13 protein-coding genes are annotated in these 16076 nt (G+C 47.4%); 8 read left to right on the top strand and 5 right to left on the bottom strand.

The window, feature by feature from the left end; translation table 11 throughout:
• Positions 1-159: 159 nt before the first annotated feature.
• Entirely contained in the window at positions 160-2961 is a 2802-nt protein-coding gene (polA, locus tag ABDV94_RS16610) for a DNA polymerase I (RefSeq protein ID WP_343748338.1), read from the top strand.
• Positions 2951-3460, top strand: coding sequence for a hypothetical protein (locus ABDV94_RS16605; RefSeq protein WP_343748337.1), 510 nt, complete (start codon positions 2951-2953; stop codon positions 3458-3460). Before polA ends, ABDV94_RS16605 begins: the two co-directional genes overlap by 11 nt.
• Here the strand turns inward: ABDV94_RS16605 and ABDV94_RS16600 are convergent.
• The 3 genes from ABDV94_RS16600 to ABDV94_RS16590 form a co-directional block, all read right to left on the bottom strand.
• Positions 3450-4223 carry a hypothetical protein gene (locus tag ABDV94_RS16600; protein ID WP_343748336.1) on the bottom strand — a complete coding sequence of 258 codons (774 nt, stop codon included), beginning with the start codon at positions 4221-4223 and terminating at the stop codon, positions 3450-3452. The two genes, ABDV94_RS16605 and ABDV94_RS16600, sit on opposite strands and share 11 nt — an antisense overlap.
• 38 nt (positions 4224-4261) lie before the next feature.
• On the bottom strand, positions 4262-6802 hold the full coding sequence (locus ABDV94_RS16595; RefSeq protein WP_343748335.1) for a T9SS-dependent M36 family metallopeptidase: 2541 nt from the start codon (positions 6800-6802) through the stop codon (positions 4262-4264).
• A gap of 95 nt (positions 6803-6897) precedes the next feature.
• Positions 6898-10272: an ATP-binding protein gene (locus tag ABDV94_RS16590; protein ID WP_343748334.1), complete on the bottom strand. Its 3375-nt coding sequence runs from the start codon at positions 10270-10272 to the stop codon at positions 6898-6900.
• A gap of 97 nt (positions 10273-10369) precedes the next feature.
• Here ABDV94_RS16590 and ABDV94_RS16585 point away from each other — a divergent pair, with 97 nt between their 5' ends.
• Positions 10370-10993 carry a Crp/Fnr family transcriptional regulator gene (locus ABDV94_RS16585; protein ID WP_343748333.1) on the top strand — a complete coding sequence of 208 codons (624 nt, stop codon included), beginning with the start codon at positions 10370-10372 and terminating at the stop codon, positions 10991-10993.
• 58 nt (positions 10994-11051) lie between these two features.
• On the top strand, positions 11052-11843 hold the full coding sequence (locus ABDV94_RS16580) for a sulfite exporter TauE/SafE family protein (protein WP_343748332.1): 792 nt from the start codon (positions 11052-11054) through the stop codon (positions 11841-11843).
• 26 nt (positions 11844-11869) lie between these two features.
• On the opposite strand, the gene ABDV94_RS16575 is transcribed toward ABDV94_RS16580, so the two are convergent.
• Together ABDV94_RS16575 and ABDV94_RS16570 are read right to left on the bottom strand one after the other, a co-directional pair.
• On the bottom strand, positions 11870-13084 hold the full coding sequence (locus ABDV94_RS16575) for a GTP-binding protein (RefSeq protein ID WP_343748331.1): 1215 nt from the start codon (positions 13082-13084) through the stop codon (positions 11870-11872).
• On the bottom strand, positions 13081-13272 hold the full coding sequence (locus tag ABDV94_RS16570; protein WP_343748330.1) for a hypothetical protein: 192 nt from the start codon (positions 13270-13272) through the stop codon (positions 13081-13083). Before ABDV94_RS16570 ends, ABDV94_RS16575 begins: the two co-directional genes overlap by 4 nt.
• A 208-nt stretch (positions 13273-13480) precedes the next feature.
• Here ABDV94_RS16570 and ABDV94_RS16565 point away from each other — a divergent pair, with 208 nt between their 5' ends.
• The 4 genes from ABDV94_RS16565 to ABDV94_RS16550 are packed head-to-tail and all read left to right on the top strand — an operon-like array spanning position 13481 to position 16075.
• Positions 13481-14899 carry an MBL fold metallo-hydrolase gene (locus tag ABDV94_RS16565; protein ID WP_343748329.1) on the top strand — a complete coding sequence of 473 codons (1419 nt, stop codon included), beginning with the start codon at positions 13481-13483 and terminating at the stop codon, positions 14897-14899.
• Positions 14900-14923: 24 nt separating this feature from the next.
• Positions 14924-15238 carry a rhodanese-like domain-containing protein gene (locus ABDV94_RS16560; RefSeq protein ID WP_343748328.1) on the top strand — a complete coding sequence of 105 codons (315 nt, stop codon included), beginning with the start codon at positions 14924-14926 and terminating at the stop codon, positions 15236-15238.
• Positions 15231-15869 carry a methyltransferase domain-containing protein gene (locus tag ABDV94_RS16555; RefSeq protein WP_343748327.1) on the top strand — a complete coding sequence of 213 codons (639 nt, stop codon included), beginning with the start codon at positions 15231-15233 and terminating at the stop codon, positions 15867-15869. Before ABDV94_RS16560 ends, ABDV94_RS16555 begins: the two co-directional genes overlap by 8 nt.
• A complete protein-coding gene (locus ABDV94_RS16550; RefSeq protein ID WP_343748326.1) occupies positions 15866-16075 on the top strand; it encodes a DUF2892 domain-containing protein in 210 nt (69 codons plus the stop codon). Before ABDV94_RS16555 ends, ABDV94_RS16550 begins: the two co-directional genes overlap by 4 nt.
• The last annotated feature ends 1 nt before the right edge of the window (position 16076 follow it).

Below are 16076 nucleotides of genomic sequence, written 5' to 3'. Positions count from 1 at the left end.
AAAACAGGGGGTTTGAAATAGTTATACAAGCTGGGTTGTTAATTAGGAGGTCCCTGGTTTGATCCCTGATTTCCTACTCCGTTGAATAAAACATTCCAGAAAATCGCTGTCAATTTGCCTAAATTGCCTTAAACTTGTACTTCACAATTCTCGAAAAGTATGCTTACTCCACAATCAGATAAAAAATTGTTTTTGCTGGATGCTTTCGCCCTCATCTACCGGGCCTATTTTGCATTTGCCAAAAATCCGCGCGTCAATTCCAAAGGCCAGAATACTTCTGCTGCTTTTGGGTTTACCAATGTGCTGATTGACATTCTCAACAAGGAGAAACCGACTCACATTGCCGTGGTTTTTGATCCGCCGGGAGGAGCGACCAACCGGAATGTGGACTTTGCAGACTACAAGGCCCACCGGGAGGAAATGCCGGAGGACATCCGCAACATGATTGAACCGATCAAGCGTGTAATTGAGGCATTCCGCATCCCGATGTATGTGGTAGACGGTTATGAAGCGGATGATCTGATCGGAACGCTGGCCAAAATGGCGGAGAAAGAAGGTTTCCAAACGTACATGATGACCCCGGATAAGGATTTCGGGCAGTTGGTAAGCGAGAATATTTTCATTTACAAACCCGGCCGGGGCGGAGATCCCGCAACGATTATGGGAGTAAAAGAAGTCTGTGAGAAGTTTGAAGTAAACGACCCGATGCAGGTCATCGACATCCTGGGATTGTGGGGTGATGCGGCCGATAATATTCCGGGAATTCCCGGTGTGGGAGAGAAAACCGCCAAAAAACTCATTGCAGATTACGGATCGATGGAAGGGGTGTTCGAAAACGTGGAACAGCTCAAAGGGAAGATGAAGGAAAACATGATCAATTTCAAAGATCAGGGAATTATTTCCAAAATCCTGGCGACCATTATCCTTGATGCACCGGTTGAATTCGATGCAGAAGAACTGAGAACCAAAGAACCGAACCGGGATGCCATCCTGGAAATCTTTACCGATCTCGAATTCCGCAACCTCGCCAAACGCGTGACGGGAGAAGAGATTGTGGTGACCGCAGTTCCCAATGAAAACGGACAACTCGACCTGTTCGGAACGCAAAGCCTGGTAGAGGTGCAGCAGGCGCAACCAACCAGCGGTGTGAAAACGATTGCAACGGAAAAACCATCGTATCATTTGGTAACGCTTCCGGAAGAACGTAAAGCGTTACTAACTAAATTACTGAACCAAAAATCCGTGTGTTTTGATACGGAAACAACGGATGTCAATGCACTGCATGCCAAGCTGGTAGGAATGTCTTTTTCATTCAAAGAGCGTGAAGGGTATTATGTTGCCGTTCCGAAAGACCAGGAGCAAGCTCAATCGATTGTAGACGAGTTCAAACCGTTCTTCGAACACCAATCGATTGAAAAAATTGCGCACAACATGAAGTATGACATGCAGGTACTGCATCGTTACGGTGTGCGGTTCGACGGGCCTTTGTTCGATACTATGATTGCGCACTACCTCATCCAGCCGGAATCCAAACAAGGAATGGATTTCCTGGCAGAATACTATTTGAATTACACTCCGATCAGCATCGAAACATTGATCGGTAAAAAAGGAAAAGGCCAGGGAAATATGGGCGATCTTGCTCCTGAAGCGATTTGTGATTACGCATGTGAAGATGCGGATATTACTTTCCAGCTGAAACAGCTTTTCGCTCCGCAGATTGAGAAAGATCACCTGAAAAAACTGTTCTACGACATGGAAATGCCGCTCGTTTCGGTATTGGCGGGAATGGAAGAAGAAGGAATTGCGATTGATATCCCACACCTGGAAGCCTATTCGAAGCAACTGGCGGAGGAAACAACTGAACTGGAAAAGAAGATCAAGGAGCTGGCTGGAGTTGATTTCAACGTGGATTCTCCGAAACAATTGGGTGATATCCTGTTCGAACATCTGAATATTTCTTCCAAAGCGAAAAAAACAAAGACCGGGCAATATGCCACGTCGGAAGATATTTTGCAGCAACATAAAAACGACCACGAGATCATTCCGCTGATCCTGGATTACCGCCAGATGAAGAAGCTGAAATCGACTTACGTGGATCCGCTTCCGACCATGAAAGATCCGGTCGACGGCAGAGTTCACACGAGCTACATGCAGACCGTTACGGCTACGGGGCGTTTGAGTTCCAACAACCCGAACCTCCAAAACATCCCGATCCGCAGCGAACGCGGAAAGGAAATCCGCAGGGCGTTTATTGCCCGATCGGCAGATTACAAACTCATGTCAGCGGATTATTCCCAAATTGAATTGCGCATCATCGCTGCACTGGCAAACGATACCAACATGATCCAGGCGTTCAAAGACAAACTGGATATTCACCGCGCAACTGCGGCAAAAGTGTTCCACCTGGAACTGGACGAAGTATCGAAAGATCAGCGTAGCGCTGCCAAAGCAGTGAACTTCGGAATCATTTACGGACAGTCGGCATTCGGCCTCTCCCAAAACCTGGGAATCAGCCGTACGGAAGCAAAACAAATCATCGATGCGTACTTTGCCCAGTATTCGACCATTAAATCCTACATGGACAAAGCGGTGAAGGATGCACGTGAAAACGGGTATGTGGAAACGATCATGCAGCGCCGCCGCTACTTGCCGGATATCAATTCAGCAAATGCGGTTGTGAGAGGTTTTGCCGAGCGAAATGCGGTCAATGCCCCGATCCAGGGTTCGGCTGCGGATATCATCAAACTCGCCATGGTGGCAGTTGACAAAGCGATGAAGGAAGCAAACGTGCAATCGAAAATGATTTTGCAGGTACACGATGAATTGGTATTCGACGTACACAACGACGAGCAGGAAATCATGAAAAAACTGGTGAAGGAAGCCATGGAAAACGCCATTTCGCTTTCTGTCCCGATGGAGGTGGAAATGGAATTAGCTGAAAACTGGCTGGATGCGCATTAAACGAAGCATCTTCGCATTGTTGAATATCACCTTGCTGATACTGCTTTCAAACAGCACATTCGCACAAAGTGATTTCGGGAACCGGTGTGCAGGACGCTGGAAAGGAACCATGTACATGTACACGCAAGGTAAACTGACTGATAGCGTTCCGGTAGTCCTGGAAGTAACACAGCAAAATGATTCTGTTTTCGGATGGAAAATGAATTATTTGTCCAAAAAACTGCCTCTTGTGAAGCCGTATCAGTTGATATACAAAGGGAAAAACCGGTACCAGACAGATGAAGGTGACGATATCAAAATAGATGGATATCTATTCGTAAATCGCTTGATTTCCGTATTCGAAACGGAAGAAATCCTGCTCACTTCCACCTACGAATTGCGCGGCGACACCCTGTATTTCGAAGTCACTGCGGGAAAGAAAGGGCCATCCGATTCAGAAGTCAGGTCCTACAACATGGGATCGCTTCAGAACGTTCTGTTTCAAAAGATCAGCGAATAGGTGTTTTTTCATGGCGGAACAGTAGCGGCACTTCATCCCTTCGCAGCTCCGGACCGCATCCATATCCGTCTATATATTCTGTTTTTTCCGGCAAAAGTTCTCCGGACATTGCTAATTTGACCCGATAACTCGTTGTACACATCGTGGAGCTTCCCTCGCTTTGAACAACAATCCCTGCCAACAGGTTATGCTCTTTCCTTTCGAGACTGGTTCCGTAAAAGAAATACCCTTTATTGGGCAGGGAAGCAGTCACCCATAGTTCCCGGAAATGTAAATCATAACACGTGACCTTTACGGTATAGGTCGCATGCCACGGACTGGGTATTTCATCGTAATCATCACTGATTGTGTAGATTTTCTCATCCGCGTACACAGCACCTTTTACGGGAAAATCACTGATTACATGAAAAGCACAAATGGAATCTCCACTGGTTTTCACCAACAAAGAATAGCATCGGTTATCGTAATAGAATTTTTTCCGGGTCAGTAAAAACACGTTTTCAGTTATTTCCCGAACGGTGTACAACTCAGATGAATCTTTCAGAAAAGAAGCCCTGATCCGCAGAATCGAATCAAAATTTGCCTTCCGGAACGTGCCGTCGTCCAATCGTTTTTCGCCCAAAATGGCATCCAGCGGATTCAGAACAAGACCCGGATTTCCCGGAAAATGAACCGCTACCCATCTTTTTTCCTTTCCGGGAACATGTAAAATCGCATACAACAATGCGGCCCCTAAAAAAGAGCAAATCAGGAGGTTTCTCATCGAAAGCAAGGTTTTCACCCTTTCAAACAAAAATCGTGCTACAGTTTCTCAACCCGGATTACTTCGTATCCTTTCTCAGAAAGCACTTTCAGCAGGTACAATCCTTTTTTCAGCGAACTGATTTCCACACGGATCTCATTCCCTGAAACGGACTGTTGCAGAACGGTTTTTCCACTCAGATCAATCAATTCAACGGATTGAATTCCTTCATTTGCATGCTTAATCGTCAACACGCCATTCGAAGGATTCGGGAATACCTGGAGCGAAGATTGTTTGTTTTCCTGCAAACCGAGCGTGCATTCCTGTGGTAAATCAAAAGCTTCTACCTGGTCCGAACGGTCATCCGAACTTCCCTGGTCTGCGGAATATCCCAAACCTCTTCGGGCAAAAGTTTTCCAGATCAGGCATTTGTGCGCTCCGTTGTAGAGCAGTTCATCTGCCACCAGGATTCCGTCGCGGCCATCCACAAAACCGGGTTCGCAAGCCGTCAACTTCAATCCTTCAATAACAAGCTTCATCGCCATGTTGTTTCCTCCGGTTCCTGTTTTGAGGTTCGGATCAAAACCATATTCTTCGATCAGGGCCCAGTTCAAATCCCAAAGCATCGTTGCCCATACAAAACCAATTCCGTGCGGCATGGTCAATGCCTGGCTGTTCGTATTCGCATACGTATATCCGTTGATTGCAAAATCGGTGGAATACGGTGCAGGACGAATTCCCGTTCCATTGTTCGGTTCGTTGATGACATAGGTTCCTACTCCGCGTCCGTCTCCCGCCTGATCAGCAGCTGTTTGGGTCAGCATCAGCCCGAACCAGTCTGACCAGCCTTCTCCCATTTGTTCTTCATTATACAAACAATCAGCCAGGTCTGCTCCACCCACTAAACGGGTCGAAATTCCATGTCCGTATTCGTGTGCAATGATCATGTTGTCGAGGTCGGAATCAGTTGCTGTCAAATCTCCCGGGTTTACGATCGTTGCATTGATCGTGGTTCCACCCTGGATTTGGGTCACAAACGCATCTCCGTTTGGTTTTGAAATCATGATGGACGGAATCGTCACTGTACTGGAACTTCCTCCCATGGCCTGGGTTCCCGTTCCGGTATTGTTCATCACAATGACGGCAACTGCTCCGAGGTTTTGGCAGGCTTCTACTTTTTGAGCGAACGTACAACTTCCTCTTCTTACCAACGCAATTTTTCCGGAGATCGCCGCGCCGTTGGAAATCACACCACACCCATCATTCGGGTCAGTTCCGTCATCCAGTACGAGCACCACATCTTCTGTGATCGGGGTAAAAGGAACCGGAGGGCCGAAACCGGCCGTGGAACAAGAGTAAGACCCTGCCAACGAAGCGGGCGCGTTTACCGAAAGTAAATCCGGAACGTTGTTCGAAGTCCAGAGGTACATTTGCATCCGTGGATTTTGTCCGTCGGGAGGTGTTCCGAAATTGGCATTGTTGGTTCCGCTTCCGTCCTGCGCATCGGCATACACAAAGTCTTGTCCGAGTCCTGCTCCGGAATAATTCATTTCCTGGAAATTCCCGCTTTCCTCGTCGAAGCCGTAGTGCGCCCAGATGTCGTGCATCATGTTGTTCATGTAGAACAGGTTCGTGATCACTACGTCCAGGTTCCCCTGCACACCGACCGCAGAATCATACGGAAAATCGAAGTCCAAAGCTGCTCCGCCATCCGGGGAATATCCGGGAATATCATCGTCGTCAATATCGTCAGAAGCATACACATTGTTTCCTCTCGTAATGGTATACTCGTCTCCCATCACACCATCCGTATCGTGCCAGCCGTAAGGTGAAAATAGTTGATCGGAAGGGTTTACGATCATACTTCGGTTGCCATGTGCCGGGCTAATCAACGGCAGCGCATAAACGAGGTATTGATCCGCTCCCGGAGGTGGTGGCGGACTCCTAAATGGCTGCTGCGTGTTTGCATGTGCTTCTTCTTCACAGTGTTCAAACGAGCAATGAGAAATCCAGTCGTTTTGAAAGATCACTTCTCCCGTCTGGGCATTCAATCTCAGCGACCACCAATGTTCGGAATTGAGCGGGTAGATGCTTAAATCCCACAAGTAAAGCAATTGTCCGTTGTTGTTTCCCAGCACCAATTTGACCGGGATATCTTCTTTCGAATAGCCTTCTTTTGCGAATAAAAAGCTGTTGTGATCGTTTTTCAGCAGTTTCAGTGTCGTATGAGGCAAAGACAAGTGATCCAATGCTTTTTTCACCGCATCTTCTGCCGAAAGCACCGGTTGATTTGCCGGATTCGCTGTGACGGGAACAAAGTTCGAAGTCACGTGAACAACCTCCTGGTTTTTAACCGTAACGATCCCGAAACCGTTTTCGACCGGAAAGCCGTTTTTGGTCTGCCTGATTTTCAGGTGTTTCGTTCCCGGAGCATTGGAGGAAGCGCTGGAAACAAATTCAAGATTTGCAAAGTCGGTTGATTTCAAATTCCATTGAGAAGCGTGCTGCTGCAAATACTGCTGAACAGCTGTGAGATCGGTTTGACCGAAACCCCATGCAACGAGTGAAATAAACCACAGAGAGGAGAATAGTTTTTTCATTTTCAGTTCGATAAGTCTGTAACAAGGTGGTAATATACGGGAAAAAATTACGTCCTGACAGCTATCGGGATGCCAATTTTGAAATAAACCATTTTTCAAGCATACAGCAACTTCCAGCCGCGCTGTTTCATCAGGCGGTGAAAGGTGACCAAATCCCGCGAGTTGGGAATTTTTGCATGGATGTGGCGGAGACGAGCCGTATTTCCATCTCCGGTTTCTACCGGAAGGTCGTACGGGAAAACCGTATGAGATATGCGGGAGTGGTTGTCTTCCAGGTCCAGTAAGAATTTGCGCAACAGGTTCACGGATTCGTTTTCCGACAATTGGAAATCACGCGAATGAACCGAACTGAAAAAGTGCAGTTCTTTCTTCGCCCGCGTCAGCAGGACATTCAGGCGTTTGTAGCCGTTGGCCTGGTTTAGCGGCCCGAAGCGCATGTGAAACACACCATCCGGGTTCCGGGCATACCCGAGACTGATAACGAGCACGTCTGCTTCGTCGCCCTGCACGTTTTCGAGCGCTTTGAAAAACAGCGTTCCTTCTTCCTGCCCGATAGAAATCCATTCCTGAACGCGTTCGGTGCATTCCGACCAAATGGTTTTTAGCTGTTCCTCCGAAAAAGCAACAATCCCGACGGTTTTGTTTTCTCCTTCCGGAAATTGTTCCAGGAAAGTGGCAACGGCTTTTGCTTCAACCCTGTTCCGGCGTTCATCGAAGATTCCGTTTGCTATTTCGTGGTGAAACAAGACTTGTTTTTCGGAAACCGAAGGGTAGACGATCAATTCGTTTTTGTAGAAATGCGTGTTGGAAAAGCGGATCAAATCGCTGTTTTCGGAGCGGTAATGATGACGAAGCGGTACTTTTTCGAAGTAATACGCCGCCTGGTGAAGCAGGTCGTGAAACCCGAAGTGTTTCCCGAAGTAATTGGTCGGAGCCATTTGCTGTTCGTCTCCTGCAACCAGGGCCCGTTTGGAACGAAACAACGATCCCAGGGCATTCGGCAATGGAATCTGACTTGCTTCATCGAACAAAACGAGGTCGAATAAACCGGCTTCGAGTGGAAAATGATCAGCCACCTGGTTGGGAGTTGCCAACCAAACGGGGATTAAGAGCTGAATCCATTCTTTCGCTTCACTTTCCAGCAGCCTACGGATCGCGAGGTGATTTCTGCTTTTGGCAAATTCTTTCACCAGGATGGCTTTCCCCTTTTTCAAACGGACTTTCTGTTCTTTTTGTTCCGGGGTGAGCTTTTGAGCCGGCGTGCGCAGGAGGGTTTCAAAAGCTTCAAAGCGCTTCCAGATCCGGTAGCGGATGGATGCCGCAAAATCGCTTTGTTCGCCGTTTTCCGTTTCAATGAGTTGATCCAGGCGTTCGTACAATATCTGACCGGAGAATTGAATCAATTCCGGGTTCCGGGATTCGATTTTCCGGAGCGCACTGAAGAGCACCAGCGCCTGAAATTCCTGCCAGGAATCAACCTGTCCGATCAATTCAAAGAAGAAAGCCGGCAACCTTTTCAGGGTTTCGTATGCTGCGCTGAGCACCACAAAATCCTGTTCTTTCTGAAGCAGAAATGCTTCCGGATCCGTATTTTCATCGCGCATGAAATACTGCGTCCAGGCTGTTTGTAAGGCGTTCAATTCGGAACCGCATGCAATCACTGCGCGTCTTTTCTCCGAAGTCCAGCTTGCAATTTCACTCAGCAAGGTTCCGCTTTCCCGCTCCAATGAAGCAGCATAAACCAGTCCCAAATTCAGTTCGTGTTTCACCGGATTGAGTCCCAGATCGGAGAAATAGCGCGCCAGGCTTTTCCACTCTTCCAGGATTACGAGGTAACTTTTCCAGTTTGAAACGGCGATTTCGGGCAACACCGAATCGTCTTTCAACAAGCGGGAAATGGCTTTCTTCCGTTTCCGGAGCTGCAGCCACGAAGCAGCCTGATCCCAGGATTCCAGCTGGCTTTTGGATGGCGTTTGTTTCCAGATTTCAACTTCCTGTTTTTCGCGGTTCAGTTGTTCTTCCAGTTCGGAAAAAGCTTGTACCTGCTTTTGGAATTTCTTCCATTCGCGCGGTTTCCATACCAGGCTGCTGTATACTTTATAGTGTTCGTTTTCGACCAGTTGACAACGTCCCAATACGGAAATCATCTGATCCAGATCTTTCAGGGAAGTAAGCCCCAGTTTTTTCTGCAAATTGTTCCATTTCTCCCGGATATCTTTCACCAACTGATCGCCGTTCCATTGTTCGAAAAAACGCGGTTTCAGGCCGTTCAATCTGGAAAAACCCCCGAGTTTTTGATCCAGCTCCCGGACAGTACTTTTCACTTTCAGCCATTCGTCTACGGGTGGAGCCAATGTCGAAAATCTGCTTTCATCAAGCGGTGTTTCCTGCACCAAATCGCAGAAGTTCTCGTAGGAGACCCCGGAAAAGTAGTCCGGGAGGTTCAGCCGGTCGAGTACCAATTGCAGGTTTGCATACAGTTGTTCGGAAAGGTGCAGGTTTTTCCCCGAATCAAAAGCTGAAGCTTCCAGCAGGTTCCAGGTAGTTTTGAGTTGTTTCAGCAAATCGGATGACCGGGTTTGACTGTGAATTACAAATGCGAAAGCATCCAGGTTACATTCTGATAGTTTTTTAAGAATGACTTCCAGTGCCACCCGTTTTTCGGAAACTGTTAAGCTTTTCAATTCGCTTTTGATCGATTTTCCGAGAATATTGATTAAAACCTGCGATTTACCAGTTCCAGGAGGTCCTTGCAGGAGAACGTTTTTTTCTTTCAATGTATCGAACACCCGCAACTGGTCTATATCCGACGGACTGAGTAATCCTTCCGGCAGATTCAAGTGCTCCGGAGTTCCGAAGTCGTTTCCGAGCAGCTGATTCACCAGCGGTTTCGGAGCATCTGATTTTTCGATTCCTTCCAGTTCGCGCAACAGGTGGAACCGGTGGTAATGGAAATTTCCGATGACAAATTCCTTTTCAACGCTGCAATCCGGATTCAAAGCCTCCAACAGTTGTTTGATTTCCGAAAACTGTTCTTCCGGCGACCAATCTTCCGGAAATTCCCCGAGTGGTTCTCCCGACAATTCGGAATACAAAAAGCGGATATACGGATTCACTTCCACTCCTGCTTCGTTCAATTCGAGTTGCAGAGAGTTGGTGATGCGCTGATACTGCCAGTTCAGAGGAATGATCAACAAAGGAGATTTCGATTCGCGTCCGGGAATGCGGGAATGCACCACTCCGAAAATCAGGCAGAGGGAATTCACGTCTGCTTCCCGGCGGAACCTGGATGCGGTTTGCCACACCGATTTCCACACTCCGGTTGCCTGCACCGACCATTGCTTGTCGGGAAGTGCTTCCAAATGAATCATTCCAGCAGAAGACTCCGGCAGGTTGACCAGCGAATCTGCTACGGGCATATCCGACAGGGCATGAATGAAATCGGCAATATGTTGCTGTGAAAAATCCATTGAATCCGAATGAGCGAAAATAGTGAAAAGGAGCGGATTAAAACAGCATTCTGCGGAAAGCGGTCAGCCCCGACCGAAAAAATCGTACTTTTAATTCATGGAAAACCTGGAACAAATCGACGCATTCAAAACCTCTCCCGAGCTGGTGCAAAAACTACAGCAATACAGCATTGCAAAAACGTATCGTGCGGGTGAAGTTATCCTAAACGAACATGCTCATATCCGTTCCATTCCGATTGTCATCAAAGGAACACTCAAGGTCATCCGGACGGAAGAAGACGGAAGAGAAATCCTGCTGTATTACATCAAGGCCGGTGAAAGTTGCATCATGTCGTTCCTGGGCGGTATGCACAACGAGACCAGCAAGGTAAAAGCCGAGGTAGAGGAAGATGCTGAAATCCTGTTTCTCCCGGTCGAAAAGGTTTCCCTGTTTATCAAGGAATACCCGCAATGGCTGGATTATATTTTCCGCTTATACCACAAACGTTTCGAAGAACTTTTGGAAATTGTCAATGCCATTGCATTCAAAAAGGTGGACGAGCGCCTGCTGAATCTTCTAAACAAGAAAGCAGAACTCACTGGTAGCAAGCTGGTGCAGATCACCCATGAGCAGCTCGCCAACGAACTGGGAACTGCCCGTGTGGTTGTTTCCAGGTTATTGAAACAGCTGGAAGAAAACGGTGTGGTTCAATTGGGACGGAATAAAATCACGCTTGTGTAACCAAAGTAACTGTTGTTGCTGTTGAATTGATTCAATTTTGCGGAATCAATTCAACAAAATGGACATCGCTGGTTACTTCGCTTCTATCTTTATCGGGCTATTATTGGGACTTATCGGTGGAGGCGGGAGCATTCTCACGGTTCCGGTACTGGTTTATCTTTTCAGTGTGAATCCGGTCTTATCGACTACTTATTCCCTTTTTGTTGTCGGAACCACCAGCCTCGCAGGCTCTGTTTTTTACTTCCGGCAGAAACTGGTGGACGGAAAAACGGTTCTTGCCTTCGGGCTGCCTTCCATTCTGATGATTTTTCTGACCCGCATGTTTGTTGTGCCGGCTATTCCCGGGGTTATTTTCCGGAGTGCATCCTTCACGATTACAAAAGATGTGCTGCTCATGCTTTTATTTGCCCTCCTTATGCTTGCTGCGGCTTATGGTATGATTCGTAAAAACCGGAATCCGGTGGAATCCTACCCGCAAAAGATGAACTTGTCATTCCTGATACTCCAGGGATTATTTGTCGGCTTTGTGACCGGACTTGTTGGAGCCGGAGGAGGGTTCCTGATTATTCCGGCCCTGGTCAATTTTCTGAAACTCCCGATGAAAACAGCAGTTGGAACTTCACTGGTCATCATTACCATTAATTCCCTGATCGGATTTTTGTTTTCCCTGCATGCTTTTGAAATTAACTGGAGCTTTCTCCTCTCTGTTGTCGGGTTTGCACTGGTGGGTATTTTCATCGGAATGGCTCTTTCCAAAAAGATCAATGGTGCGCGTCTGAAACCGGCATTCGGCTGGTTTGTACTGGTGATGGGAGTATATATCGTATTCAAAGAAATCCTGCTCCGTTAAGAAGCAGGATTCTGCTTTGTTACACCTCACCTGTTAACCGGGAACGGATCATCGATCCGAACCTGTTTTTGCAGTATATCGGGTTCCTGTTCCTGCCACAGGCAGTTTTCAAGTTCCCGGATCATCTTCTCTTTATCGAGATCCTGCCCGATAAACACTAACTCATTTAAGCGGTCTCCCCAGCAGGAATCCCATTTGCTTTCAAGGTATTTTTTATTTTCTGCATACGCTGCATGCATTTCACGTTCTTCCACCGGAATACTGCTCCACCAGACTCCAGCGCGCTCAATCCGCGACGAACCTCCGGCTTGTGAAAAACTAATCGCTTCATCCGGCCGGGATGCCAGCCAGAATAATCCTTTTGCCCGAATCACTCCCGGCGGGTAGCCGTTATTCAGGTACTCCCAGAAACGCCCCGGGTGAAACGGACGGTGATCGCGGAACACCAAGGAACTGATTCCATATTCTTCGGTCTCCGGAGTATGACTTTCCGCTGCCAATTCCCGCTGCCAGCCCGCAGATTGGCTGGCTTCATCAAAATCAAACAACCCCGTGTGCAGGATTTCCGATAAGGCCACTTTCCCAAAGGAAGTTGTCCGGATTCTCGCAGATGGATTCAGCTTCTGAATGGCTGCTTTCAATAATCCGACCGTTCCGGCATCCACCAGGTCGGTTTTATTCAGGAGAATCACATTGGCAAATTCAATCTGATCGGTCAACAGGTTGACAATGGTGCGGCAATCCCCTTCCAAATCAGTCAGTTTCCGGTCTGCCAGCAATTCATCCGTTCCGAAATCCCGGAAAAAGTTGAAGCAATCCACCACGGTTACCATCGTGTCAATGTAGCTGAACGCGGAAAGATCTATCCCCTGTGCTTCGTCTACAAACGCAAAGGTCTGTGCCACCGGAACCGGTTCACTGATTCCCGTACTTTCAATCAGCAGGTAATCAAACCGGCCTTCTTTCGCCAATTTTTCCACTTCTGCCATCAGGTCTTCCCGTAGCGTACAGCAAATGCAGCCGTTACTCATTTCCACCAGCTTTTCCTCTGTCCGGGAAAGTGTGTTTTCATTGGCAACCAGCTTTGCATCGATATTTACTTCACTCATATCGTTCACAATAACGGCTACTTTCATTCCTTCCCGGTTGTGCAGAATGTGGTTCAGCAGGGTTGTTTTTCCCGCTCCGAGAAACCCGCTCAACACTGTTACGGGTAATTTTGTTGGTCGATTCGAGTTCATACTTGTTGAAACCAGGCAATGATGTTGTTCAAATGATGTTCGCCATATAATGCGGCAAATTTTTGTGTTTCCGGATTCGACCGGTCGAGGTATACCGACAGCCGTTCTGCCGCAAATTCGGGAGTTAGCGCTATGCCGCAGGCTTCAACCAAACAAGCTTTCCAACTATCAAAGGTTTGAGGAATCATGAATCATCTTTTTAATGCAACTTAATTGCAATAATAGGCATTTCCCTTTCAATAATGCAACATTGTTGCGATATTTTTCCACTCTTCAGTTTATTTCCGGATATTCTCTTACACCGAAGGACTTATGTAACTAAAGTAACTGTAGGAACAACCTCTTTGTTGCAACTTTGCATGACATAACATTCAATAAATAACAAGTAACAATCACATGAGAATCGAACAAATTTACACTGGATGTCTGGCACAGGGAGCATACTACATTGTCTCCGATGGTGAAGCAGCAATTATCGACCCGTTAAGAGAAACACAACCCTATCTGGATCGTCTGGCAGCAGATGGAGTAACCTTAAAATACATTTTCGAGACCCATTTCCATGCGGATTTTGTGAGTGGTCACCTCGATTTAAGTAAACAAACCCAGGCTCCGATCGTTTATGGTCCAACGGCTCAACCGGAGTTTGATGCCATTGTTGCAACGGATAACCAGGTTTTTTCCATCGGAAAAATTCAGGTCAAAGTTTTGCATACACCCGGTCATACACTGGAAAGTTCCTGCTTCCTGCTCCTGGATGAAAACGGGAAAGAAACGGCACTCTTCAGCGGAGACACCCTGTTCCTGGGAGATGTCGGCCGGCCGGATCTGGCGCAAAAAGCAGCACACATGACCCAGGAACAACTGGCTGGGTTGCTATACGAAAGCCTCTATGGCAAAATTCTTCCGCTTCCGGATGACATTACCGTATATCCTGCACACGGAGCGGGTTCGGCGTGCGGAAAAAACATGATGAAAGAAACGGTTGACAGCCTGGGAAATCAAAAAAGAATGAACTATGCCCTGAATCAGCCAAATAAAGAAGCTTTTATCGAGGCCGTTACAAACGGATTACTTCCTCCTCCGGCTTATTTCGGAATGAATGTGGCGATGAACAAAAAGGGATACGAAAGTTTCGACCAGGTACTGAGTCACGGCATGAAGGCTCTGACCACGGGTGAATTCGAAGCGGTTGCAGAAAGCTCCGGAGCATTGATTCTCGACACCCGTTCTACGCAGGAATTCTCGGAAGGATTCATCCCGCAGTCTGTCAATATCGGGCTGGACGGTGATTTTGCTCCCTGGGTGGGAGCTTTGATCGCTGACGTGAATCAACCCATTCTACTGGTCACTGATCCCGGAAAAGAACAAGAAGCAATCACGCGATTGAGCCGTGTTGGATTCGACCACATCCTGGGTCACCTGGAAGGAGGTTTTGACAGCTGGGTTCATGCCGCGAAAGAAACAGACACCATCAACCGTATTCCGGCTGAACAGTTTGCTTCTGAAGTAAAAATCGGTAAAAGCAAAATCATCGACATACGCAAAGAAAGTGAATATGCCGCCGAACATGTGGAAGACGCATACAGCAAACCATTGGCATACATCAATGACTGGATCAAAGATGTAGATCCCCTGGAACATTTTTACCTGCATTGCGCCGGCGGCTACCGCAGCATGATTGCGGCAAGCATTCTACAGGCGCGGGGTTACCGGAATTTCACGGAAGTGGCAGGAGGTTTCAATGCCATTGCAAAAACCGGCATTCCCAGAACCGACTTTGTATGTCAAAGTAAAGTATTGAATGAGCATTAAATAAACACATTAAACGATCAGATCATGTTTGAATCATTGAAAAATTTATTCGGGGGCAACAACGCACAACTTGCTGAAGCCATTCGGAGCGGTGCATTTTTGGTAGATGTGCGTACGCCGGCAGAATTTGCCTCTGGAAGCGTAAGAGGGGCGGTCAATATTCCGTTAGACAGCATCCAGGGTCAACTCGCCAAATTCCGCGATAAAAAAAGCATCGTTGTCTTTTGCAGAAGCGGCGCCCGAAGCGGACAGGCAAAACAGATCCTGGAAAGAAGCGGATTTCAGAACGTCATCAACGGCGGAACCTGGCAACAAGTTAATCAGGCGAAAAATGGATAACAGCAAAAAAGAGTTACTATGCTGCGTCACTCACTGTGATCGTCCGCTTGACCGGGATTACTGGAACAACTGCTGGGAACAAAGCAAAACCGGTTGGGATATCGGTTTTGCTTCTCCCGCCATTACGGAATACATGGCGCAATATCCGCACAAAGATGCGGCAATCCTGATTCCGGGCTGCGGCAACGCTTACGAAGCTGAATACTTACTAGCCAATGGTTTTACGAATATTACGTTAATCGATATTGCACCGAAAGCCGTTGAATTATTGCAAGAAAAATTCAGTGAAACAACGGCGATAAAAGTCATTTGCGAAGACTTCTTCCGGCATGAAGGCCGGTATGACCTGGTACTCGAACAAACGTTTTTCTGTGCCATTCCTCCCTCCAGGAGAAAGGAGTATACTGAGAAAATGGCAGCTCTCCTGAATGCAAACGGCAAGCTGGTTGGTCTATTGTTTGATCGAACATTTGAGCAGGAAGGCCCGCCTTTCGGTGGTTGTCCCTGCGAATACAAACCGGTTTTCGAACCGCATTTCCATATCCGGACGATGGAAACCTGTTATAACAGTATTCCGCCCCGGAAAGATTCAGAAGTATTTATTCAACTGGTAAAAAAACAGAAGCCATGAAAAAGAATATGGGAACAACGGATCGGGTGATCCGCGTAGTCGTTGCACTGATTGCCGCGATACTTATCTTCAGCGGAATCCTGAAAGGAGCCTGGGCAATAGTAGCCGGCGTGGTTGCAGGAATTTTCCTCCTCACTTCGCTGGTCAGTTTTTGTCCGCTTTACACCCTGGTGGGAATCAACACCTGTAAACGTACATCGCATTAAC

It is taken from the genome of Fluviicola sp. (genome assembly GCF_039596355.1).
Taxonomy (GTDB): domain Bacteria; phylum Bacteroidota; class Bacteroidia; order Flavobacteriales_D; family Crocinitomicaceae; genus Fluviicola.
The sequence above is the reverse complement of the archived record's forward strand: the minus strand, read 5'-3'. Positions and strand labels throughout refer to the sequence as shown.

Excerpts from the sequence above, each read along its gene's own strand:
- ABDV94_RS16565 (WP_343748329.1), top strand. The coding sequence starts at position 13,481 with ATGAGAATCGAACAAATTTACACTGGATGTCTGGCACAGGGAGCATAC.
- ABDV94_RS16570 (WP_343748330.1), bottom strand. The coding sequence starts at position 13,272 with ATGATTCCTCAAACCTTTGATAGTTGGAAAGCTTGTTTGGTTGAAGCC.
- ABDV94_RS16605 (WP_343748337.1), top strand. The coding sequence starts at position 2,951 with ATGCGCATTAAACGAAGCATCTTCGCATTGTTGAATATCACCTTGCTG.
- ABDV94_RS16550 (WP_343748326.1), top strand. The coding sequence starts at position 15,866 with ATGAAAAAGAATATGGGAACAACGGATCGGGTGATCCGCGTAGTCGTT.
- ABDV94_RS16575 (WP_343748331.1), bottom strand. The coding sequence starts at position 13,084 with ATGAACTCGAATCGACCAACAAAATTACCCGTAACAGTGTTGAGCGGG.
- ABDV94_RS16600 (WP_343748336.1), bottom strand. The coding sequence starts at position 4,223 with ATGAGAAACCTCCTGATTTGCTCTTTTTTAGGGGCCGCATTGTTGTAT.
- polA (WP_343748338.1), top strand. The coding sequence starts at position 160 with ATGCTTACTCCACAATCAGATAAAAAATTGTTTTTGCTGGATGCTTTC.
- ABDV94_RS16580 (WP_343748332.1), top strand. The coding sequence starts at position 11,052 with ATGGACATCGCTGGTTACTTCGCTTCTATCTTTATCGGGCTATTATTG.
- ABDV94_RS16585 (WP_343748333.1), top strand. The coding sequence starts at position 10,370 with ATGGAAAACCTGGAACAAATCGACGCATTCAAAACCTCTCCCGAGCTG.
- ABDV94_RS16555 (WP_343748327.1), top strand. The coding sequence starts at position 15,231 with ATGGATAACAGCAAAAAAGAGTTACTATGCTGCGTCACTCACTGTGAT.
- ABDV94_RS16595 (WP_343748335.1), bottom strand. The coding sequence starts at position 6,802 with ATGAAAAAACTATTCTCCTCTCTGTGGTTTATTTCACTCGTTGCATGG.
- ABDV94_RS16560 (WP_343748328.1), top strand. The coding sequence starts at position 14,924 with ATGTTTGAATCATTGAAAAATTTATTCGGGGGCAACAACGCACAACTT.
- ABDV94_RS16590 (WP_343748334.1), bottom strand. The coding sequence starts at position 10,272 with ATGGATTTTTCACAGCAACATATTGCCGATTTCATTCATGCCCTGTCG.